This is a genomic window from Bacillota bacterium (genome assembly GCA_018333655.1).
Classification (GTDB): Bacteria; Bacillota; UBA994; order UBA994; family UBA994; genus BS524.
In genome coordinates, this window is the sequence record JAGXTJ010000017.1 from 1 (window position 1) to 21,889 (window position 21,889).

General features: G+C 52.2%; 18 protein-coding genes, 1 rRNA gene and 1 other annotated feature. Of the genes, 18 read left to right on the forward strand and 1 reads right to left on the reverse strand.

Annotation, left to right across the window (positions count from 1 at the left end):
- Positions 1 to 217: 217 nt before the first annotated feature.
- The 13 genes from KGZ92_03505 to KGZ92_03565 all read left to right on the forward strand — a co-directional run bounded on the left by KGZ92_03505 (position 218) and on the right by KGZ92_03565 (position 13,598).
- Complete coding sequence (locus KGZ92_03505) at positions 218 to 1,336, forward strand: sodium ion-translocating decarboxylase subunit beta (protein ID MBS3888356.1); 1,119 nt, start codon at positions 218 to 220, stop codon at positions 1,334 to 1,336.
- A gap of 340 nt (positions 1,337 to 1,676) precedes the next feature.
- Positions 1,677 to 2,042 carry a nucleotidyltransferase domain-containing protein gene (locus tag KGZ92_03510; protein MBS3888357.1) on the forward strand — a complete coding sequence of 122 codons (366 nt, stop codon included), beginning with the start codon at positions 1,677 to 1,679 and terminating at the stop codon, positions 2,040 to 2,042.
- Entirely contained in the window at positions 2,039 to 2,455 is a 417-nt protein-coding gene (locus tag KGZ92_03515) for a DUF86 domain-containing protein (protein MBS3888358.1), read from the forward strand. The genes KGZ92_03510 and KGZ92_03515 overlap by 4 nt, the downstream gene beginning before the upstream one ends.
- Before the next feature lie 213 nt (positions 2,456 to 2,668).
- Complete coding sequence (gene infC, locus KGZ92_03520) at positions 2,669 to 3,223, forward strand: translation initiation factor IF-3 (GenBank protein ID MBS3888359.1); 555 nt, start codon at positions 2,669 to 2,671, stop codon at positions 3,221 to 3,223.
- A gap of 12 nt (positions 3,224 to 3,235) precedes the next feature.
- Positions 3,236 to 3,436, forward strand: a complete 201-nt coding sequence (gene rpmI, locus KGZ92_03525) for a 50S ribosomal protein L35 (protein MBS3888360.1) — start codon at positions 3,236 to 3,238, stop codon at positions 3,434 to 3,436.
- A 26-nt stretch (positions 3,437 to 3,462) separates the two neighbouring features.
- Positions 3,463 to 3,822: a 50S ribosomal protein L20 gene (gene rplT / locus KGZ92_03530; GenBank protein MBS3888361.1), complete on the forward strand. Its 360-nt coding sequence runs from the start codon at positions 3,463 to 3,465 to the stop codon at positions 3,820 to 3,822.
- A gap of 58 nt (positions 3,823 to 3,880) precedes the next feature.
- The gene (locus KGZ92_03535; GenBank protein ID MBS3888362.1) at positions 3,881 to 5,212 is read left to right on the forward strand and encodes a TrkH family potassium uptake protein; all 1,332 of its coding nucleotides are present in this window, start codon (positions 3,881 to 3,883) and stop codon (positions 5,210 to 5,212) included.
- The gene (locus KGZ92_03540) at positions 5,205 to 5,867 is read left to right on the forward strand and encodes a TrkA family potassium uptake protein (protein ID MBS3888363.1); all 663 of its coding nucleotides are present in this window, start codon (positions 5,205 to 5,207) and stop codon (positions 5,865 to 5,867) included. Before KGZ92_03535 ends, KGZ92_03540 begins: the two co-directional genes overlap by 8 nt.
- 1 nt (position 5,868) lies before the next feature.
- Positions 5,869 to 6,702, forward strand: a complete 834-nt coding sequence (locus tag KGZ92_03545) for an RNA methyltransferase (protein ID MBS3888364.1) — start codon at positions 5,869 to 5,871, stop codon at positions 6,700 to 6,702.
- 134 nt (positions 6,703 to 6,836) lie between these two features.
- Positions 6,837 to 7,065: a binding site (T-box leader), on the forward strand.
- Positions 7,066 to 7,124: 59 nt separating this feature from the next.
- Positions 7,125 to 8,129 (forward strand): phenylalanine--tRNA ligase subunit alpha, encoded by a 1,005-nt coding sequence (gene pheS, locus KGZ92_03550; protein MBS3888365.1) that lies wholly within the window; start codon positions 7,125 to 7,127, stop codon positions 8,127 to 8,129.
- A 12-nt stretch (positions 8,130 to 8,141) separates the two neighbouring features.
- Positions 8,142 to 10,550, forward strand: coding sequence for a phenylalanine--tRNA ligase subunit beta (locus KGZ92_03555; GenBank protein MBS3888366.1), 2,409 nt, complete (start codon positions 8,142 to 8,144; stop codon positions 10,548 to 10,550).
- A gap of 91 nt (positions 10,551 to 10,641) precedes the next feature.
- On the forward strand, positions 10,642 to 11,199 hold the full coding sequence (locus KGZ92_03560) for a CvpA family protein (protein ID MBS3888367.1): 558 nt from the start codon (positions 10,642 to 10,644) through the stop codon (positions 11,197 to 11,199).
- Positions 11,200 to 11,231: 32 nt separating this feature from the next.
- Positions 11,232 to 13,598 (forward strand): endonuclease MutS2, encoded by a 2,367-nt coding sequence (locus KGZ92_03565; protein ID MBS3888368.1) that lies wholly within the window; start codon positions 11,232 to 11,234, stop codon positions 13,596 to 13,598.
- A gap of 49 nt (positions 13,599 to 13,647) precedes the next feature.
- On the opposite strand, the gene KGZ92_03570 is transcribed toward KGZ92_03565, so the two are convergent.
- A complete protein-coding gene (locus KGZ92_03570) occupies positions 13,648 to 16,254 on the reverse strand; it encodes a transglycosylase domain-containing protein (GenBank protein ID MBS3888369.1) in 2,607 nt (868 codons plus the stop codon).
- 182 nt (positions 16,255 to 16,436) lie between these two features.
- Between KGZ92_03570 and yunB the strand changes: the two genes are divergently transcribed.
- The 5 genes from yunB to KGZ92_03595 form a co-directional block, all read left to right on the forward strand.
- Positions 16,437 to 17,123: a sporulation protein YunB gene (gene yunB, locus KGZ92_03575; GenBank protein MBS3888370.1), complete on the forward strand. Its 687-nt coding sequence runs from the start codon at positions 16,437 to 16,439 to the stop codon at positions 17,121 to 17,123.
- Positions 17,124 to 17,156: 33 nt separating this feature from the next.
- A complete protein-coding gene (locus KGZ92_03580; protein MBS3888371.1) occupies positions 17,157 to 19,112 on the forward strand; it encodes a hypothetical protein in 1,956 nt (651 codons plus the stop codon).
- Between the two features lie 100 nt (positions 19,113 to 19,212).
- Entirely contained in the window at positions 19,213 to 19,716 is a 504-nt protein-coding gene (locus tag KGZ92_03585; GenBank protein MBS3888372.1) for an SH3 domain-containing protein, read from the forward strand.
- A 40-nt stretch (positions 19,717 to 19,756) separates the two neighbouring features.
- On the forward strand, positions 19,757 to 21,490 hold the full coding sequence (locus KGZ92_03590) for an ABC transporter ATP-binding protein (GenBank protein ID MBS3888373.1): 1,734 nt from the start codon (positions 19,757 to 19,759) through the stop codon (positions 21,488 to 21,490).
- Between the two features lie 322 nt (positions 21,491 to 21,812).
- Positions 21,813 to 21,889, forward strand: a 16S ribosomal RNA gene (locus tag KGZ92_03595); the annotation flags it as partial.

A 21,889-nucleotide genomic window follows, 5' to 3' on the forward strand; every position in this document is an offset into this window, starting at 1 on the left:
CATAACATATTATGCCAATTTATGCTACTGAAAAATGAAAGAAAAACTAAAAAAAATATACCCCTGCAGCCTTGTAGCTCAAGGGTCTTCAGACTTGCCGTAAAAAAGGACCTGTCAAACTAACGTGTGATTGTGCAGATAGGCAGAACACTTATTTGGTGGTAGAATCGTTGGGGACATGATGCGAAAGGTGGTCATTACATACATGGGAGAGATAATTGGGGGACTTCTAGCGGGTATAATTGCTTTGACATGGCAGCAGGTGGTGATGTGGACACTCGGGCTTAGTCTCATCTATCTTGCCGTCAAAAAGAACTATGAGCCTTTGCTGCTCGTCCCCATCGGCTTCGGAGCGGTTATGGCTAACATCCCGCTATCTGGAGCAGTGGGGGAGGGTGGCCCTTTGACTTTGCTACTTCAGGTCGGAGTACTTACGGAGCTGTTTCCCATCTTGATATTTATCGGGGTCGGGGCGATGTGCGATTTTGGTCCCTTGCTTAAGAACCCTGAGGTCATGTTACTAGGCGCGGCCGCACAAGTGGGTATTTTCGCCACGATTATCGTGGCCACGCTGCTCGGGTTTCCCATCGCGCAGGCAACAGCCATCGGAATCCTCGGCACTGCGGACGGCCCGACGACACTTTATGTCGCCTCGCTGTACGCGCCAGAAATTTTAGCGCCGTTAGCTTTGGCGGCGTATTCCTACATGGCGCTCACCCCGCTGATTATGCCACCTATCATCAAAGCGCTGACAACTGTTAGTGAGCGGAAATTGCGCATGCACTACCACAGCGGGCCAGAAGTCTCACGCACAGCAAAGTTGGTGTTCCCTTTATGTGTTGTCATCGTGGCGGGCGTCATTGCACCAGTAGCCGTCCCCTTGGTGGGTTTCCTTATGTTGGGTAACTTCCTCCGCGAAAGCGGCGTCACTGACAGGCTCAGTCAGTCAGCGCAAAACGAACTTATCAATGTAGTGACTTTGCTGCTAGGCCTTACTATTGGCGGTACTATGACGGCCAACAACTTTCTTAACGTCACATCCTTAGGTGTTATGATGCTAGGCTTAGGGGCCATGACCTTTGCGACTGCGGGAGGCATCATCATTGCCAAAATTCTTAATTTGTTTAGGCAGGAAAAAATTAACCCCATGGTTGGTGCTGCTGGCATCTCGGCCTTTCCTATGGCCGGGCGCGTGGTGGCAAAAATGGCGCTCGCGGAGGACAAGCAGAACTACCTACTGATGCACGCGATGTCGGTAAACATTTCTGGACAACTCTGCTCCATCGTAGCGGGCGTAGTGGTTATCGCCATTATAAAGGCCTTGCTGGGAGCATAGACATTTTTGCCTGCACTATACCGGACTCATTTCAGGATAAAGGGAGGTCATTTTCATGCCAGAAGAAGTCCGCACCGCGCTCATGATCGCCGCCATTGGTTTACCGGTAATGATTGGTGTAATAGGCATATTCATACTATTGGCCCGTGTCCTTACTGCGGTTTTTCCCCACCAGCGGGACGAAGCCTAGAACAGGGGCCATTTGTCGAGAAATAGTTCGCTTTACACTAAAATTAACATGAGATATGCTTGTGTCAGCGTAATATTATGGGCAGTTTGCTAGAACAAAAGGAGGGGATTGCCGTTGATTTCTGATTTTCAAAAGCAAGTTATCGTGGAGATGTTGCGAGAAAATGTGGCACCCTCCTTCGTCTATCTATTCGGCTCACAAAGCTCAGGCACCGCTCGACAAGATAGCGATATTGATATCGCCTATGTCGCAGATAAGCATCTAAGCCCTTACGAACGATTCACCTTGGCCGGTCAGCTTGCTTCCTTGCTCCATGTTGATGTGGATCTAGTAGACCTTAACGTTGCTTCGACCGTGTTGCAGATGCAAATTGTGAGTCAAGGTTCTATTATCTACTGCACAGAAGAGCTGTTCCGCCAGTTGTTTGCCATGCGTGTCTACAAAATGTATGCGCGTCTCAATGAGGAAAGGGCGGCCATAATGCAAAATTACGCACGAGGGAGTTTAGAGGCGTGAACAGAGATGTGATCATCAACAAGTGCGCGGTTATCGAGCGCTGCGTGAAACGCGTGGTTGAGGAGTACGGCGGTAGCGCCGCTTCACTGGAAAACCTTACTAAACAAGATTCGGTCATGCTCAATCTGCTGCGCGCCTGTGAAGCTGTTATTGATCTAGCTATGCACCTAGTTGCGGAGCAGTCCCTCGGTGTGCCTCAATCAAGCCGTGATTCGATCGAAATACTTAGAAAGCACGGTACTCTCTCCCCCAACACGGCACAGAACATGAAGAACATGATCGGCTTTCGCAACATCGCCGTCCACGATTACCAAGCCCTAAACTTAGAGATCGTGCAGGCGATTATTGAAAGGCATCTCCTAGACTTTCGTCACTACGTCGAAGAGATTTTAGGTGCGACTGTACGGAAGTAGGGGTGGTGCCACTAGCTGCCATGGGCAGGCAGAGGTCAGCTCGTCAGAGGACGCAAACGCTTGACTCCCGTTTCCTGCCGGGCTATAATGAGTTGTAATGAAGTAGGGGCCATCCGCCTCTCACCTTGCTAATTATGTTGGCGGGTTAATAGTGCGCGACAGTTGTCGCAGTGCTTATTCGGCGGGTGGAAGACACTCGCCTTATTGTTATGAATTTTAGGAGGTGGATTAGTCATTAATAAAGAAACCAAAGTAGCCGAGCCCCAAGTGAATGACGAGATTAGAGCCCGCGAAGTCCGTCTGATTGATGAAAACGGAGAACAGCTGGGGGTAAGACCTTTCCGCGATGCGCTGCGCATTGCCCAGGAGAAAGGCCTCGACCTTGTCAATGTGGCGCCAACGGCCAAGCCCATAGTTTGCCGTATTATGGACTACGGCAGATTTAAGTATGAGCAAAGCAAGAAAGACCGCGAAGCTCGCAAGAAACAACACATCATCAATGTCAAGGAACTCACCTTTAGTCCTAACATCGAGCCACATGACTTGGAGACTAAGTCTCGCTCGGCCATTCAGTTCTTGAAGGAGGGCGATAGAGTCAAAGTCACTGTTCGCTTCCGTGGTCGTGAAGTCGCCCATTCTGACCGTGGAAAGCACGTTTTGACGCAATTTTACGCCTTAGTGCAAGACTTAGCCACGATTGACCGCGAGCCGAAGCTCGAAGGGCGCAACATGATTATGTTTTTGAATGCCAAAAAACAGCAACAATAAGGAGGCAGCAACATGCCAAAAGTGAAAACCGTTCGCGGCGCAGCCAAGAGGTTTAAAATTACAGGCACCGGCAAGGCTTTGCGGCGCAGCAATATGAAGAATCACCTTAATGAGGCCAAGTCGTCTAAGCGGATGCGCAACCTCGGCAAGGCTAGTCTTGTTCACCCAACAGATATGGGCCGTCTAAAGCAGCTCATTCCATACAAATTTTAAGCAGACAACTATTAGGAGGTTAGATTATGCCACGTGTAAAGAAAGGCGTCACTGCACGCGCTCGCCATAAGAAGATTCTGAAGCTTGCTAAGGGTTACTGGGGTGCCAAGAGCAAGAGATTCAAAGTAGCTAATGAACAGGTGATGAAGGCGCTCTACTACGCCTTCCGTGACCGCAGAAGAAAAAAGCGTGATTTCCGCAAGCTATGGATTACACGCATTAACGCCGCCGCTCGCATTAATGGAATGTCTTACAGCCGCTTGATGAATGGGCTTAAGATGGCTGGCGTGGTTATGAATCGTAAAATGTTGGCCGATCTGGCAGTGCGCGAACCAGCTTCGTTCACTAGCTTAGTCAGCGTGGCCAAGCAGCAATTCGTTCAATAGAAAGAAACAACCGGCAGGCGTTCTTTGACTTGCCGGTTCTTTACATTGGGGGAAAGCGATGTACGCTCGGCTACAAAAATTGAGCCCGGTGCAGGTGTTGGCACTTACCTTCTTGGCGCTCATACTACTAGGGACATTTTTGCTCATGTTGCCGTGGGCTACCACGGGGGAAACGGTTGGTTTTGTCGACGCTCTCTTCACCGCTACCTCGGCGGTCTGTGTTACAGGGCTAGTCGTGGTAGACACAGGTACGCACTTCACATTTTTTGGGCAAGCGGTGATTCTTGTTCTCATTCAGTTGGGTGGCTTGGGTCTAATGACGGTAGCCACCATGGTCGCCGTGCTTCTGGGTAAACGCATCACTTTTCAAGATCGCCTCATTATCCAAGAAGCGTTTAACCAGTTCACCCTAGAGGGCATGGTCCGCCTCATTAAGTACATTGTCATGACCACCTTTATTATTCAGGGTGTCGGGGCTTTCTTGTTGTTTTGGCGGTTTCAACCCCTTTATGGCACACTGCGCGGTCTCTGGTTCGCGGTGTTTCACGCCGTCTCGGCCTTCAGTAACGCGGGTTTTGATTTGTTTGGCAACTTTCGTAGTTTGGAGGGCTTTACCTCCGATCCGCTCGTAAATGGCGTAATTATCGCCTTGATAGTTCTCGGTGGTATCGGTTTTAGTGTTATCGCTGATATATATACGCACCGTGGATTTAAGGGGATATCGCTCCATACCAGTCTGACCATAAAGGTGACGCTAATTCTTATAATCCTCCCAAGCATCCTGATTGGGATACTAGAGTGGAACAATGCCCTTGCTCCCTATGATCTCACAGGCAAGGTGCTTGGTGCGGTCTTTACCGCGGTGACACCCCGCACAGCGGGGTATAACACCGTTCCGACGGCCGCTCTGGGTAGTGCTACTACGTTGCTGATAGTGGGCTTGATGTTCATTGGGGCCTCGCCAGCGTCGACCGGCGGCGGCATAAAGACCACCACCTTCGCTATGATTGTCTTAAGTGTGGTGTCGGTCCTGCGTATGCAGCCGGAAGTAGTTATTAATGGTCGACGTCTCCCTGTGGCCATGACCTTTAAGTCTCTGGCGGTGGCTACCTTGGCCTTGGGTCTGGTTTTGTCGGTGACTTTCTTGCTGCTCATTACAGAAGAACACGCCTTCCTAGATATATTGTTTGAGACAACTTCGGCCTTTGGCACGGTAGGGCTTAGTCGAGGCATTACTACATCCCTCTCTACGGTCGGACGCTTAGCACTGGTATTTACAATGTTTGCTGGGCGTGTCGGTCCGCTCACCTTAGCTTTCGCGTTAGCGAGCAAGAGTGATCCTTGTGCTAATGTTGTAAGATATCCAGAAGGGAAGATCATCGTTGGCTAAAGATACGCAAAAACAGTTTGCCGTTATTGGACTTGGGCGTTTTGGCTCTAGCGTCGCTCGTACCCTCCATGCGCATGGGCATCAGGTGCTCTGCATTGACGATGAAGAAGAAAGGGTGCGCGCTAATCTAGATAATTGCACCCGTGCGGTGGAGGCCGATGCTACTGATGAACAGGCCTTGCGGGCACTCGGCATCCGCAACTTTGACACGGTCATCGTCGGCATTGGTGGCGATATTCAGGCTAGTATTCTCGTTACTCTGATGCTTAAAGAGCTTGGGGTCAAGCAGGTGGTGGTCAAGGCTCAAAGTGACGTACACGGCAAAGTGCTATACAAAGTTGGGGCGGATAGGGTTGTCTTTCCCGAGCGCGACATGGGTACCCGAGTCGCACGTAACCTCGTGGCTAGCAATATTTTAGAATATATCGAGTTAGCTCCTGAGCTCAGTATCTTGGAGTTTTTGGTGAGTGACAACATGGTCGGGCAGACCTTGCGCACCTTAGACTTGCGCAGCCGTTACTCCTCTAACATTATCGCCATAAAGCGCGGCGAGGAGTTTGAACTAGCACTGCAAGCAGATTACAGAATCCAGGCTGGCGATGTACTAGTCGTAGTCGGCCGCAATGAGGACTTAAAGAAACTGGAGCGGGTTTAAAGTGCTGGACAAGCGCATTACCTCCTCTGAGAATCGCTGGGTTAAGATGGCGCGCGCCCTACACAGTGCGCGCGGGCGTGCTAAGCACAGGGCCTTCTTGGTGGAGGGAACGAGGGCAGCGTGTGAGGCAGTGTCCTCCGGGCGTGCCCTCGCTTGTCTTATAGACGAGGCGGAAGCTAATCGCGCTAGCGTTGCGGGCGTGATGGCCCTAGTAGGGCAAGCGTCGGTAGAGACTCTACTGGTAGAACCTATGCTTTTTGCTTCGCTGTGCGAAACAGCTTCCCCCCAAGGCGCCCTCCTCATTGTTTCAGATATTGCCCTGCCGCTAGTAACTTTGCTAAATGCCAAGCCGCAGTTAGTTGTTGTTGCGGATGGACTACAAGACCCCGGCAACATGGGTACTCTTATTCGCCTAGCTGATGGAGTGGGGGCTGCGGCCCTTGTGGCAACGGAAGGCAGCGTTGACCTTTACAATGCCAAGGTAGTTCGCTCTAGTATGGGGTCAATATTTCACTTGCCGATCGCCCAAAATGTCCCGGTCGCGTCGTTACTGTCATTGCTTTCGGCAAGCGGTTACAGCGTAGTAGCCGCTGACCCTCGTGGTACGAGTGTGCACTACGATTTTCGCTATCAAGTACCTTTGGCAGTTGTTTTTGGCAATGAAGGGGCGGGGCTTAGCCCGCTTTGGCGTGAGTCAGCGCAGTTAGTGCGCATACCTCTGTGGGGGCGAGCAGAGTCACTCAATGTCAGTATTTCTGCCGGTGTTCTCCTGTACGAAATAGTCAGGCAATGGCAGGGGCAACTCCTTGTACCTGAGAGCGCACCCATGCTATAATCTCACTAGTAGCTAGCGAGAGGGTGTGTCTACGTGAAAATGTTGACCGCCGGTTTCTTCTGGAAACTTTTTGAGGATACAGGCTCGGTGTTCGCTTATCTCATGTATCGCAGGCTCCATTTCAATTAAAAAATATATAGGCAGTGAAAGAGAAGAGTAGCATCGAGCAAGCCTGCTGCAGGGAGGTTGCGCTGAAACTGCGAGCGCGACTGCAGGCACGAGTGCGAAGTTTCGCTCTGGAGCTGAGAGAAGAAAGGGCTGTGTCCTGAGTAGAACTCTTCGTGTGGCGACGTTACCTGCACACAAAGATAAGCCTTTGCTGGCTTAGTCAGGGTGGTACCGCGAGCATACCTCGCCCCTACATGGGGCGAGGTTATTTTTTATGGGGAGTGGTGAAAGTGAAATTACTCGATGACGTAAGGATGCTACAGAATCACGCCTTGGAGCGCATTGGCAGCCTCAAGAATACCGAGGAGTTGCAAGCTTACCGTGTAGAACTGCTTGGCAAGAAAGGGCAACTTACGACCATTTTGCGCAGTATGGCTTCTTTGTCCGCCGAGGAGAGGCCAGTAGTGGGTCAGTGCGCGAATGAGGTTCGCGACAACTTGACTGCCGCGCTCGATGAACATGAGCGTGCACTGAGAGAAGAAGAGCTTACCCTGCGCTTACAGCAAGAACGCCTCGATGTTACCCTGCCGGGGAGACTTTGCTATGTCGGTCATGCCCACCCACTTAGCAGCATCATCAACCAGGTTATGGATATATTTTTGCGGCTCGGTTTTTCGGTAGTGGATGGGCCCGAAGTAGAAACAGAGTACTACAATTTTGAGGCTCTCAATGTGCCTCAAGATCATCCGGCGCGAGATATGCAGGATTCTTTTTACTTGACGAGTGGCTTGGTGCTGCGCACGCAGACTTCACCCGTGCAGGTACGTACTATGGAGAAGTTAAGCCCGACGATTCCGGTACGTATTATTAGCCCGGGCAAGGTCTATCGGCGTGACGATGATGCCACGCATTCCCCTATGTTTCAACAAGTAGAGGGGTTAGTCATCGACAAGGGCATTAATCTAGGGCATCTCAAGGCGACCCTGCTTTCTTTCGCGCAAGAAATGTTTGGGGAGAAACGACAAATCAGGCTGCGGCCAAGTTACTTTCCCTTCACTGAGCCTAGCGTCGAGGTGGACGTGAGTTGTGGGTCGTGTAGCGGGGTTGGTTGCCAGGTATGCAAGAGCACAGGCTGGATTGAAATACTGGGGGCAGGCATGGTACACCCTAATGTCTTGCGGCAATCTGGGTACGACCCAGAAGAGGTGAGCGGGTTTGCCTTCGGCATGGGCGTCGAACGTATCGCCATGCTCAAGTATCGCGTTGAAGACTTGCGCCATTTCTTTGTCAATGACTATCGCTTTCTCAGACAATTTTAGGGGGGCAAGGCAGTGAAAGTTTCTTATAAATGGTTGCAAGAGTATGTTGTCCCGGTCCCACCACCAGTAGAGTTGGGCGCGCTCATGACCGCGGCTGGGGTGGCGGTTGATGCCGTCAAATCGCGAGACACAATGTTACGGGGCGCTAAAACTGGCCGCGTGATCGAGGTGGTGCCCCATAGTAAGGCCAGCAAATTGTGGGTATGTACAGTGGACGTGGGCGGTGAAACACTGACCATTGTTACCGGGGCAGAGAACGTGAAGTGTGGGCATGTCGTTCCTGTGGCCGTTCCTGGCACTGTGCTGCCAAATGGAAAAATAATTGAGCCGGCCGATTTTCGCGGGGTCATGAGCTATGGCATGCTCTTGTCTAGCGAAGAAATGGGTCTTGATCGCAAAGTTGTGCCAAGCTCGAATAAGGACGGCATTTACCTCTTGCCCCCTGAAACACAGCTTGGGCGCGATGTCGCCGAGACAATGGGGTTGCTAGATACCACTCTTGAACTAGACCTCACTCCTAACCGCTCTGACTGCCTGAGCCTTCTTGGCGTGGCGCAGGAAGTCGCTGCTCTTACCAATGGCAAGTTGCTGCCCATGCGCACCATGGAACTGGCGCCTCCCGTGATCAATTGGTCGTCGCTCAAAGTCCACATTGACAATAAAGAATTGTGCCCCGCCTACTTGGGCCTCGTAGTAGATAATATTGTCGTCACTGATTCACCCTTGTGGATGCAAAATTTTTTACAGGGCGTGGGCATCAAGCCGATCAATGGCATTGTCGATATCACTAACTTCGTCTTGTGGGAAACAGGGCAGCCGCTACACGCCTTCGACTATAGCAAGGTAGCTGGGCAGGCACTCACTGTACGCCTTGCTCGTAGCGGAGAGAGCATAGTAACTCTAGACGGTGAGGAACGAGCATTGCCCGAGAGCGCATTAGTCATTGCCGACCAGCGGGGTGCGGTTGCAGTGGCTGGGGTAATGGGTTCTTTAGAGAGCGAAATTACCCCAGCTACCAAGAGCATCATCCTCGAGTCAGCGCTCTTTGATCGTACCAGCGTTCGTCGCACGTCGCGTGCGCTAGGGCTACTGACCGCGGCTTCTACCCGCTTTGACAAGGGTGTTGACCCACAGGGTTTGTGGCTGGCGCTTTCACGTGCCGCCTACCTGATCGAGCAGTTAGGCTTAGGCCTTGTGTCTGGCGCGCCTGTAGGTTGCTTGCCGCCCGAGACCCCAGAGCGCACAGTTGCTTTAAGGGTAGCGCGGGCTAGCAGTTTGCTGGCCACTGACTTAACACCTGCGGAGATGTCATGCCTACTCACACGCCTTGGTTTTGGGGTGACCATGCTTGGTGATGCCTTGCAGGTGAAAGTCCCCTCGCGGCGGCGTGACGTGATGGAAGAGATTGATTTGATCGAAGAAGTGGGTCGTTTGCATGGCTTTGGGCATGTGCCGGCATTACCATTGTCTGGCACTATTACGCAGGGCCAGCGCACCGCAAGCGGAAAACTGAACAACATACTAAGGGGTAAGCTTAGGGGTCTGGGAATGGATGAGATCATGACCTTAAGCTTTGCTGACCCTTCTTTTGCAGAGCGCTTAGGGTTAAGTCCCGACCACCCCTTTAGTCAAACTCTACCCATCCAGAACCCCCTTAGCCGTGAGCGCGGTGTACTGCGCAGCACTTTGACTTCGGGTATATTAGAAGTGTTGGAATACAATCAGGCTAGACAGCGTCCTGGCATGTCAATCTATGAAATTGGACGCGTCTTTTTGCCGCCGGACGGCGACCATAATGAACAAAGAAGTGAGCCAGAGAGGCTTTGTCTAGGCGCATTTGGCGAACGCCGAGGTCACTGGAACGCGCCCTCAGAACGGCTTGACTACTACTTTGTTAAAGGCGTCGTGGAAAGTCTCTTGCCACAAGCTAAGTTTGTGGTCAGTCAGCATCCCTTCTTACACCCAGGGAGACAGGCCGACATTGTGCTGCACGAGAAAAACATAGGGTTTTTGGGAGAGCTTCATCCTCGCTTGGGACTACGCGAACGTTTTGTTCTCTGTGAGATAGAGCTCGAGAAGGCTTTCGCGCTCACGGATTTCGAACCACAGTATAAAGCCCTGGGGAAGCACCTGCCACTTGAGCGTGACCTAGCTTTTGTTTTGCCTGCCACCGTATCGGCTGCAGAAGTGTGCCAAGTCGTCAAACATTGTAGTCTAGGGCAGGTCGCGAGCGTCACCGTGTTTGATGTCTACAAGGGCGCCGGAGTTCCTAGTGGTATGCAGAGCATGGCCTTGCGACTGGAGCTTTACCGCGACCAGGGTAGTTTTACTGATCTAGATCTCGCGGAGTTATTGCAAGATATCAAGAGCGGGGTAGAGACTACTTTGGGTGCAACTTTACGTGGTCTTGCAGGAAGTTAGCCAGAAGTGGAGTATTGTACAGTCAAGGAAGATAGACTAACCATACCGCAAGATAAGGGCGTGCGTAGCCTAATTACTAGGGGGTAGATAAGTGCCCACTCTGAACGGTCTAGACTATGTGCTGTTGTTTGTAGTTGCGTTCTTCACTCTCTCAGGCTTGAGTCGCGGTTTAGTCAGACAGATTGTCGATCTTGTGGCCTGGGTGGGCTCTATCTACCTAGCTTTCTCGTTCGGAGACCAACTGGCAGCGGAACTTAACCGCCTCTTTAACCTCGATGTTCACTTAAGCCAAGCTCTTGGTCCTCTGTGGGGTGATTTTGAGATTGGTGCGATGGCGGTTAATATTCTCGGGTTCGTGGTGGTGGTGTGCGTGACGCGCATGGCTGCCGAATTGTTGGCCAATGCGCTAGATATGGTAGCTAAACTGCCCGTAATCAGCTCCTTTAACAGATTAGGCGGTGCCGCACTAGGCTTCGGCAAGGGTGTGGTCATCGTTTTTCTCGTGGCCTCTGTGGCTAGGGCCATGCCCGCCGGGGCGTTTTCTGCCCATATTGAGAGTTCACAGGTGGTGAACGCTGTGTTGCGCATAAGCCCACGCTTCTATGAACAACTAAGGGATTTTATTTTACGAGTAAGGCCCCTGGTCTAAAACCGGGGTTTTTTCCATAAGGGGTGAAGAAGATGCATGAACGCTCTTGGCGTGTACTAGAGCTAGATAAAGTCAGAGAAGTCCTAGCCGGCTTTGTTTCTTCTGAGTTAGGCAGGGAACTAGTCGTAAGTATGTCGACTAGCGGTGATCGCGCCGAGGTGGTGCGATGGTTAAGGGAAACGGGCGAAGCGAGAGCCATTCTTCGCAACGAAGAATTTCCCTTAAAGGGGATTGCCGATGTACGTGCCGTGGTGAAACGGTGTCAGCTAGGAGCCTCTGTGCCCCCGCATGACCTTTTTGCCCTCGCGGAAGTATTGGCCACAGCGCGCCGCGCGCAGAAGTTCTTTATGGCTCGGGAAGCCACATACCCCCTACTGGCGGAACATGCCGCTGGCATCGTGAGCCACAGAGCGGTCGAAGATGAAATCTTAAGCTGCATTGGCGAAGGCGGCGAAGTCCTCGATAAGGCCAGTGATAAGCTGCGCACGGTGCGACACGATATTCGCAGCGCTCAGAGTGAGATTCGCGCCAAGCTTGAAGGCATGCTGCGTTCTTCTTCTATACAGAAGTACTTGCAAGAACAGCTTGTTACCATGCGCGGCGACCGGTATGTGCTGCCAGTTAAGACAGAATACAAGGGGCAAGTTCCAGGCCTAGTGCATGATCAGTCAGCTAGCGGTGCCACGGTATTTATCGAGCCTATGGCGGTGGTCGTGATCAACAACAAATTGCGCCAGTATATGGCGCTTGAGGAGCATGAGATCGAACGCATAGTGCGCCAATTGTCTGGTAGCGTAGGCGAACATGCTACTAGCATGCTGAGCAATTTAAAGTTACTGGCGAGGCTAGATTTCTCTCTCGCCAAAGGCCGCCTAAGCCTAGAATGGCAGTGCACAGAGCCGGACATTGCCGAAGGCCGCGAGCTCTTTTTTAAAGGGGCGCGTCATCCGTTGATTCCCAGACATGAAGTTCGACCTATAGATGTTAGGCTAGGGCAGGAGTTTAACGTACTGCTAATTACCGGCCCTAACACGGGAGGCAAGACCGTCACACTTAAGACAGTGGGGCTCTTAACGCTGATGGTGCAATGCGGTCTGCACATCCCTGTGGCCTCCGCTAGTCGCGCCGCGATTTTTGACACTGTCTTTGCCGACATTGGTGACGAACAGAGCATTGAGCAGAGTCTCAGCACATTCTCGTCGCACATGACAAATATTTGCCATATTGTGGATGTTGCCGATGGTCATTCCTTAGTCCTGCTAGATGAGCTTGGCGCAGGCACTGACCCCACAGAAGGAGCGGCCTTGGCTATGGCTATTGTAGATACGCTACTTGAACGTGGCACTCGCATTGTGGCCACCACCCATTACAGTGAACTCAAGGCCTATGCCCACACCAAGAGCGGCGTGCAAAATGCCAGCATGGAATTTGATGTTGACTCGCTCCGGCCGACCTTTAAGTTAACCATAGGCCTACCAGGCAAGAGCAATGCCTTTGAGATTTCGGAGCGGCTGGGGCTTGACACAAGCGTCATCGGTCGAGCTAGAGGCTACCTGAGCGGCGAGGTGCTGCGCGTAGAAGACCTGATTCGCAGCCTAGAGAAAAGTCGCCTAGAGGCTGAAGAGGCGCATCGTGAGGCCCTTTCTCTGCGCTCGCAGGCGCAGGTACTGACCAAGCAAGTAGATGAAAAGGCCAAGCGTCTGCAGGACAAAGAAAAAGAAGTACTGCACCGGGCTGCGACTGAAGCTAGAGCCCTTGTGTATCGCGCTAAACATGAAATCGATGCGCTCATTGAGGAGCTGCGTCTGGCGCAGGAGGCAAATTCTGGCCAAGAAGTAATGTCTACGGTGGAGAAAGTGCGCCAGCGTTGGCGCGACTTAAGTAAGGAGATGAGCCCCGAGGACGTAGTCTCGAGCGAGGCTAGCGTAGCTGCGCCTTTAAGTGAACTTGCGGTGGGCGATGAGGTTATGGTCACCCATCTTAAACAAAAGGGAAGGGTGCTCTATATCTCCCCTCTCGGTCAAGTGACTGTGCAAATGGGGGCTCTCCGTACGACAACAGAACAGAAGAATTTGCGAAAGCTCGAAACAAAAATTCAGCCCAGCAGCGCGCGTGGAGGGGGCTTCCACATGGTGGATCTCAGCCGTGGTGGCGTGCGCATGGAACTAGACCTAAGAGGGCATTCGGTGGAGGAGGGGGTGCTGAAGCTAGACAAGTACCTAGACGATGCCCTGTTGGGCGGTCTCAGCCAGGTTCACATCATCCATGGCAAGGGAACGGGAGTATTGCGGGAAGGCGTGCGAGATTTTCTCAAGGGGCATGCCCAAGTTGACAGCTTCCGGTACGGCCAAGCGAATGAGGGTGGCTCTGGAGTGACAGTGGTGGTCCTCAAGCGATAAGAAACCCCCCAAAGAGAGGAATCTCCTTGGGGGTTCTGTTTTGAAATGTTTAGTTGCCGCCTGTGCCCCCGGGGGGGGAATGCACTGTGCAGTCGTCAAAAGGCACCTGATTTGCCCTATCGACGGGGTGAAGTTGATTTCCACTGCGGTCGAGAAGAACTGCATAGGGGGCGCGGCGTACCCGTACCTGGGTTACCACAGAAGCGGGCGGACAGAAAGGAGTTGCGAGCTGGCCGCTCTCGGTACATATCCGCACCACCACATGCATGTCGCAAGGATTATCCGGACGGGGTTCAGTACCGGCGATAAACCAATCGTAGCTTACATCCTCGCTTGGGCACAGTTCGCTCGGGTACTTGCCGGAGACGGAGCAAAAGCGTTGTCTCACAAAGCCGAGGCGGCGCGGGGGACCGAAAACACCGTATTCTTCGTACCACTCCGCACTAAAGTTGGGCAACTCCGCAGTTGGTGTCCCTGCGGTAAAAATAGACATCATGCGACCAAATATAGCGGTTGCAAAGCCGCTACCCACAGCATTGTTCCCCGTACTAGGAAAGCCGCCTCGCACATAGGGGTCAGAACGCAAAATGCGCTGTAGCCTCGCCTCGGGAGTTTCGTTAGCAGGAGGGGGAGCAAGCGGAGGCACTGAGGTGCGTAGTTGAGGCGCGTTATTTTCAAAGCGCGGCACTCCTGTTGTCAGGTCATCATGTCCTATCCATACTCCTGCTGTAAGGTCAGGGGTGTAGCCTAAAAAGAAAGCATCGGCATTGCCATCGGTGGTGCCGGTTTTGCCAGCCGCCTGTCCGGCGAAGCGCCCCATGGCGCCGCCGCGCAGGCCGCCATGACCTGTGCCCATCACGCCGCCCTGGTTCTCTACAGTGCCGCGCAGAATGTCAGTCATCAACCAAGCGACCTGTTCGGTTGTTACTATCTGTTGTGCTGGAGCGGGAGCGGTGTAGATCACACTGCCGCCTCGCGTAGCAATGCTCAGTATGGCACTTGGCTCTACTAATACTCCCCGATTGTTAAAGACATTGTAGGCGCGCACTTGCTCTAGCAAGGTCATGCCGTTCGTCATGCCACCGAGTGCCGTCGCTAAACCCATGTCATTTTCAGGTCCGCGCTCTACGAAGGAAGTAATCCCTAAACGTTTGGCCCAGTCCATGGAGTTACGTACCCCAAAGGACTGCAGAAGTTTGACTGCCATAACATTGTAGGAGCGAGCTAGCCCTTTGCGTATAGAGGTGTGCCCCCAGAAAGTGTTAAAGTCAAAGTTGCGTGGCACAAAGTAGGGATCGTTTGGATTGCCTGTGGGGTAAGAAACGGGGGCATCATCAATCGTGCTGGCGGCAGTAATGCGACCTGCGGCCAGAGCTGGGCCGTACACAAGCAGAGGCTTGATGGCGGAGCCAGGTTGGTTCTGCTCACCTGCTACGCGGTCGCGGCCAAAGCGTCCTATCATGTCTCGCCCACCCAGCCACGCGCGGATGAAGCCAGTGCTAGGTTCAATTACCAGCATCGAAACTTGGGGCTGCAGGCCATGCGCATTAGCCCATGTAAAATTAGTCGCTTCAGCGGCGAAGCGCCTAATCTCTGGATTGCGGTCAGTGCGTGCTTCGCGTTGCATACGCTGTAGAATGCCATTCTCTTGCGTAAAAATCTCTAAGGCTGCCCTTTCGGCAGCGCGCTGCAAGTCAAGATTCAGAGTGGTTTTGATAGAAAGCCCTTCAGTGTGAATGGCAGCCGAGGCTTGTGCGCGGGTGATGCCTCTCTGCTGCATGAGAATGTCTTCTACTTGGGTTATGACATGATCAACAAAGTACATGGCCAGATTAGTTTCACCTGGCTGGGTACGAGGGACCACTAAGGTGATAGGTGCGTCTATGGCTGCGTCTCTTTCGGCATCGGTAATGCGGCCATGTCTAACCATCTGCTCGAGAACGATGGCCTGTCGCCTGCGTGCTGGAGCCATATCGGCCGTGCGCGGTCGCCAGGCGTTTGGTGAGGGCAGAATGCCCACTAACATGGCGCTTTCTCCAAGGGTTAGGTCGCTCACGTTCTTGCCAAAATATTGCTGGGCCGCGGCTTGGAAACCATGCGCGGAGCCCCCGAGAAAGACTTCGTTCAGGTAGGTCTCCAGAATCTCAGTCTTTGAGTATTCACGCTCAATCCGCAGTGCCACGTAAATCTCTTGAATTTTGCGCTTGATTGTTACGCGCTGATCGCGCAGAATGCGGTTTCTCGCCACTTGTTGCGTGATAGTGCTTGCGCCTTGAAAGTCCTGCCCAGTGAGGGTGAGGTAGGCAGCGCGGACCAAATCACGAGGCGAAATGCCGAAGTGGCTGTAGAATCGAATATCCTCCATGACAATGACGCCCTCAACTAAGTGTTCGGGCATGGTGGCTAGCGGTACGGTAACGCGGTTTTGCTCCTGATGTAACTTGGCGACCGTGGCCCCCGATGAGTCAAGAACGAAGGAAGTCTCTCGCGGTAATTGATCGGCCATGGTAAACGGGGGGATATCGTGGACAAAGTAAAAAACGAGCCCCAGGCCAGCCACAAAGGCGACAAAGCCAGCTATGACAATAAAGTATAACGCGCCAAGCATTTTGCCCCTAGTCTTTCTCTGGCCCTTCTTCGGCGTACTCTTGTTCATGGTCATCGCGACCTCCTTGCTCCGATGTATAAAGCGTACAGGTAATTATATCATCCTGACCCAAAGTATCATATGGGCAAAAATTACACAACAAGGTAGGTGTTTTCGTAGTTGGCACCTGTCGAGCAGGCCGCGCATACAATAGAGTGTATTTGACGACATCGGCAAGGGGGGAATACCTGGTGCGCTACCGTGGCCTTCGTTCCGTTCGTCTATACTTAGTAGTGACCTCAGTTCTGCTGGGGCTACTCGTGCACCTTATTGACGTGCGGCTACTACCCCCACTCACCGCTATAGCTGAGATGCGTGCCAAGATGTTGGCCACACAAGCTATCAATGAGGCCATAATTACGAAAATCGCGGATGACGTTTCGTACGGCACTCTTATCTCGGTGCATCTCGACCGCGCTGGGCGGCCGGCATGGGCGCAAGTAAATACAATGGAAGTGAACCGTATTGTGGCCTCGACCACTTTGCGCGTGCAACAGTTTCTCGAGCGGTTGGAGGGGACTGTGGTTGCTATTCCCCTGGGGCAAGCTCTTGGTAGCCCCATATTGGCTAATTTTGGGCCACGCGTACAATTTACCATTATCCCGGTGGGAGCAGTGAACGTGGAGGTTGCCGACGCTTTTGAGTCTGCTGGCATCAATCAAACGAGGCACAAGATATACCTACAAGTTTACGCCACTGTTCAGGTGGTCATACCCTTCGTCAGTCAAAGTGTGAGCGTGCGCTCACAACTGCCGATAGCCGACGTCACCTACCTAGGGGAAGTGCCTCAGGCCGTGTTTAATCTGCCATTCCCACTCCACACAGGACTCGGCGTGCCGCCGTCTGGCGAGCGCCCACCACTCCCGACGAACCCCTAGTAAATTCGTGCTACTCTCTGATAAACTAGGGATATGAAATTAGAAGATATCTTTGCCGAAGGCGGTCGAATTGCCCGAACTCACCCCACCTATGAGCCTAGGCGTGGTCAAGTGACTATGGCACGAGCTGTTGATGACGCCCTATGCAGCAGTCATATCTTGGTGGCACAGGCTGGCACAGGTTTAGGCAAGACTTTTGCCTACCTCGTTCCGGCCGTGCTGTTTGCTTTGCGCGAAAACAAGCGGGTGGTTGTGTCCACGCGCACCATTGGTTTGCAAGAGCAGATATATAAGAAAGACATTCCTTTTCTACAGGCCGCTCTCGGCCCAGAGCATTCTTTTGTGGCTGTCTTGGCCAAAGGACGCAGCAACTTTCTTTGTCGGCGCAAGATGGACAACCTGCGGAGCTTCGACCGCGGCCTTTTAACAGAGAAAAGGCAGGTTGACGAGCTGCGAGAAATTCAGCGTGCTGTGTTGGATAAGAAACTTAAAGTAGGCGACCGCGAAGAATTGTCATTCCAGCCGAGTGCTGAACTGTGGCCGTTAGTCGCAGGTGATGGGGATGCGTGTCTTAGGCGCATGTGCCCTTATGTCGACATTTGTTATTACTATACTTCGCGTCGCGCGCAAGCCAAAGCGAATGTCATAGTAGTTAACCATGCCCTGTTTTTTGCGGACATTGCTGTGCGCAAAGAACCGAATTTTTCGCCCGAGCAAGCAGTGCTCGAGGATTATGCTGCAGTAGTGTTCGATGAGGCGCATCACTTAGAAGACGTCGCCACAGATTTCTTTAGTGTCAGAGTAAGCCTGCCGCGTATGCGTTTGGCGACTAGTGCGGTTACATCGAGTCTTAAACCAGGTGGTATGCTCAGCTCGCCACTCCTTAGCGCACGTATTGCCGCGCTCGAGAGTGCAGCCATGCGCGTGTTAAGTGACGCAGCGCATCTGTTTGCCATTCTAGGCACGCCTAGGCGGCTCTATGCTCACGATATTTTCGAGAACACCGTACAGAAGCCGTTAGAGGATTTTATTGCTGCCGTCGCCGAACTTCGGGGGGGCGATAATAATGAAGAGCAAGACGCCTACATAGCTCTATTAATTGAACGCTTAACGCGCCTCAATCTTGATCTTACGTTTGTGCTCTCTAGACAGGGAGGCGAGGATAAGTTTGCCTACTGGATTGAGTCTAATCAACCTGACATCGCTGTGGTGGCCGCCCCGGTCTCCCTGCAGGAGGATCTAAGGGAGCATGTTTTTTCGCGCATACAGTCAGTCATCATGGCTTCCGCGACTTTATCTTCACGATTACTTAGGCGCATAGGTGTTGAAAAGTGCCACATGCTCAAACTTGACTCTCCTTTTGACTATGCCAATCACGCTTTGCTCTACTTGCCGCACAATGCCATGGAGCCTTCTGAATCGATGCTCTACGATGAGTATGTTGCGAGTAAAGTCAGGGAAATTGTCGCTGTCACCAAGGGCCGCGCGTTGGTGTTGTTCACATCCTTCCGTTCCATGAATAACGTTTATGCTCTGCTAGATGATCTCAAAGCGAAAGGGTTCACCTTGCTCAAGCAAGGTGAAGAAGCCCGTGGGACGACGATGCATAAATTCAAGACAGGGCGTATGACAGTGCTCTTAGCAGTAGCCAGTTACTGGGAAGGAATTGACGTGCCAGGAGAGGCCTTGTCGTGCGTTATCGTAGTGAAGCTGCCTTTTGCTGTGCCCACCGAGCCCATAGTCCAAGCTCGCTGTGAAGCCTTGGAACGTCAGGGGGAGAGCCCATTTTATGCGTACTCATTGCCGCAAGCTGTTTTGCGCCTCAAGCAGGGCTTTGGCCGCCTAATCAGAACCACCGCGGACAAAGGGGTCGTAGCCGTTCTCGATGACCGCCTACAAAAAAAGTCTTATGGTAAAGTATTCTTAAAGGAACTTCCGCCCGCGCGGATTACGCACGATCTTGAAGATATACGTCGATTGTTGACATGATTTTCGCCTGGTGAAAGGAATTGCAGGCTCACACCGCGAAGTAAGTAGCCTAAGAAGCTTAGCTTTGACCATGTGAAGCTCATAAGGAGGACAGCAGAGAATGGCGAAAAAGGTAATTGCAGCCTTGGTGTTGACTTTTGTGACTTTTGGAAGCGTCCTATCGGTGCGGGCATTCTCGCCCCAGCCCGGTACAGCCGACGATCCCCTCATTTCGGTTAGCTTTTTCACGCAGGGCATTGCGCCCCTAGTGAATCGGCTGAGCACACTAGAAACAGGTGCTGCGGCAGTGGCTACTCTTGCCGCTACGATCGGGCAATTGGAGTCGCGCATCGCAGCTCTTGAGGGCAAGGTAGCGCAATTAGAGAGACAAGCGGCAACACCACCCCCTGTGACTCCGCCGCCTGCTCCTGTTCTGCATGGTTTCGTTACTGGTGCGAATGTAGTCAATGTCCGTCAGGGGGCAGGTACGACTTTCGCTGTCATTACGACCTTGACACTGAATGCCAGGGTAGAAGTAGTCGAACGCGGCCGCGAGTGGCATCGCATCAGACTCGCAGACGGCAGAGTAGGGTTTATTCACGCCACATTGCTCCGTATCCCCTAAAGTTGAGCTTGGCTTTTGCTGGCGATTGAGGTGGTTCCGTTTGTCATTTTTGCGCAGATTGCTCCATGAGGCGCGTCCTCATTGGAAGTATCTCTTGGTAACTGGGGTCGCCATCTTGGGTCTTACCAGCCTAGATTTGCTAGCTCCTCAGCTCATTCGCCGCCTGCTTTCCTACGTGGAGTCGGGTGATGATTTGAGCATGGGTGTCATCACGCCAATTGCCTTAAGCCTGCTTGGTCTGTACGCGGGCAAGATTCTCTTTCGCTTCTTAGCAAGCTATATGTCGCACGTGGGTTCCTGGCAACTCGTGGCAGATATGCGTACACGGGTCTATGACCATCTGCAGAAACTCTCCATGGGTTTCTTCCAAGACAAACAAACCGGGCAGTTGATGTCCATCACTGTCAATGACGTGGCGACTTTTGAGTCGCTCATTGCTCATGCCATACCTGAGCTTGGTGCGAACATACTAGTGCTCGGTGGAGTTTCCTTCATATTGTTTCGCATGAATCCTACTTTAGCCGCGTTAACCTTGCTGCCGGTGCCGTTCTTAATTTTAGCCACTCGCTTGTATGCCGTAAAAGTGCGTCCGATCTTTTCCGTCGCGCAAAAGAAGATAGCCGACCTCAATGCCGTTTTGCAGGATAATCTTTCAGGGCTGAAGGAGATTCAGGTGTTTAACAAGCAAGCTTGGGAGAGGCAGCAGGTCGATTATCACTCCCAATCGCATGTCAGGGCCATTTTACTAGCTTTGCGTTACGGAGCCATATTTCAGCCAACCATAGAGTTTCTGACCTCTCTCGGAACTGTTATCGTAATTTTTTTTGGCGGCATACTCGCCTTGCGCGGTCAGATGCGGGGCAGTGATATCGTCGCGTTTATGCTCTACTTGAACTTGTTCTACCAGCCCATAACGGCTATGGGTCGCCTGATGGAGGATATTCAGCGCGCCATCGCCGGAGGGGAAAGAGTATTTAAAGTGCTAGATACCGTGCCGGATATTAAAGATAGCGATGAAGCAATTTCCATGCCGCGAGGCCAAGGGCATATCGTCTTTGACAACGTCACCTTTGGGTACAACAGCGAGCAGAGGGTGGTAGAAGAGATCTCTTTTGCCGTTCCGCCTGGCAAGATGGTGGCTTTAGTGGGGCCAACCGGAGTAGGCAAGACTTCTATTATAAGTTTGCTAACGCGTTTTTATGATCCCAGGCAGGGACGCATCCTGCTCGATGGCTATGATCTGCGCGATATTACGCTGAAGTCCTTGCGCGAGCAGATATCTATTGTCTTACAAGATGTATTTTTGTTTAATGGCACAATCGCCGAGAATATCGCCTACGGTAGTGAGCAGGCTACTCTAGAGGAGATTATCGCGGCAGCCAAGACGGCCTGCGCGCATGAGTTTATTGTAAACACGCCGAGAGGCTACGAAACCCCCATTGGTGAACGCGGCCTGCGACTTTCGGGTGGACAAAAACAACGCTTGGCTATTGCTAGGGCAGTTCTGCGCAACGCTCCCATTCTCATTCTAGATGAAGCGACTGCTTCAGTAGACGTGGAAACAGAAGCTCAAATTCAAAGTGCTATCAATGGTCTCGCTGGAAGTCGTACTGTTGTAGTCATCGCGCACCGTCTTTCGACAGTCAAGCGAGCAGACAGTATTCTCGTGTTTGATGAAGGTCGCATTGTTGAACAGGGCACCCATCAAGTTCTCATTCAGCAAGGTGGTTTGTACAGTCGCCTTTGTAAAATGCAACTTGAGTCGAGTTTGTAGTTTTAGTCGTTTTGGTGTTGACAGGTTAAATCAGCATGTGCTAATATAAAAAACGTCGCCGCGAAACACCGCGAAAGAAACGGATACGGCGCGAAGTACCAATAAATGAGGGTTGCAGTTGAGGAACCTTCGTGGTACAATGAGATTCCAAAAGACTTTGAGCCTTGAAAACTGAACAATGCAGACGAGCAGTTACCTCTTAGCGGTGCGCAAGCGCTGCGTAGAGAATAATTGTGAAGATGAAAATCGCAAACTACTCGTAAGAGTAAGTTAAACAAGCAAGTGTTTTTCGAAGCGAGCCTATCGCTTTTCGATAAAAACTTTATCGGAGAGTTTGATCCTGGCTCAGGACGAACGCTGGCGGCATGCCTAATACATGCAAGTCGAGCGGTGCAGCAA

Bases quoted from the DNA above. Each gene is read 5' to 3' on its own strand.
- KGZ92_03510 (MBS3888357.1), top strand. From the start codon at position 1,677: ATGTTGCGAGAAAATGTGGCACCCTCCTTCGTCTATCTATTCGGCTCA.
- rpmI (MBS3888360.1), top strand. From the start codon at position 3,236: ATGCCAAAAGTGAAAACCGTTCGCGGCGCAGCCAAGAGGTTTAAAATT.
- rplT (MBS3888361.1), top strand. From the start codon at position 3,463: ATGCCACGTGTAAAGAAAGGCGTCACTGCACGCGCTCGCCATAAGAAG.
- KGZ92_03535 (MBS3888362.1), top strand. From the start codon at position 3,881: ATGTACGCTCGGCTACAAAAATTGAGCCCGGTGCAGGTGTTGGCACTT.
- pheS (MBS3888365.1), top strand. From the start codon at position 7,125: ATGCTACAGAATCACGCCTTGGAGCGCATTGGCAGCCTCAAGAATACC.
- KGZ92_03565 (MBS3888368.1), top strand. From the start codon at position 11,232: ATGCATGAACGCTCTTGGCGTGTACTAGAGCTAGATAAAGTCAGAGAA.
- KGZ92_03570 (MBS3888369.1), bottom strand. From the start codon at position 16,254: ATGAACAAGAGTACGCCGAAGAAGGGCCAGAGAAAGACTAGGGGCAAA.
- KGZ92_03580 (MBS3888371.1), top strand. From the start codon at position 17,157: ATGAAATTAGAAGATATCTTTGCCGAAGGCGGTCGAATTGCCCGAACT.
- KGZ92_03585 (MBS3888372.1), top strand. From the start codon at position 19,213: ATGGCGAAAAAGGTAATTGCAGCCTTGGTGTTGACTTTTGTGACTTTT.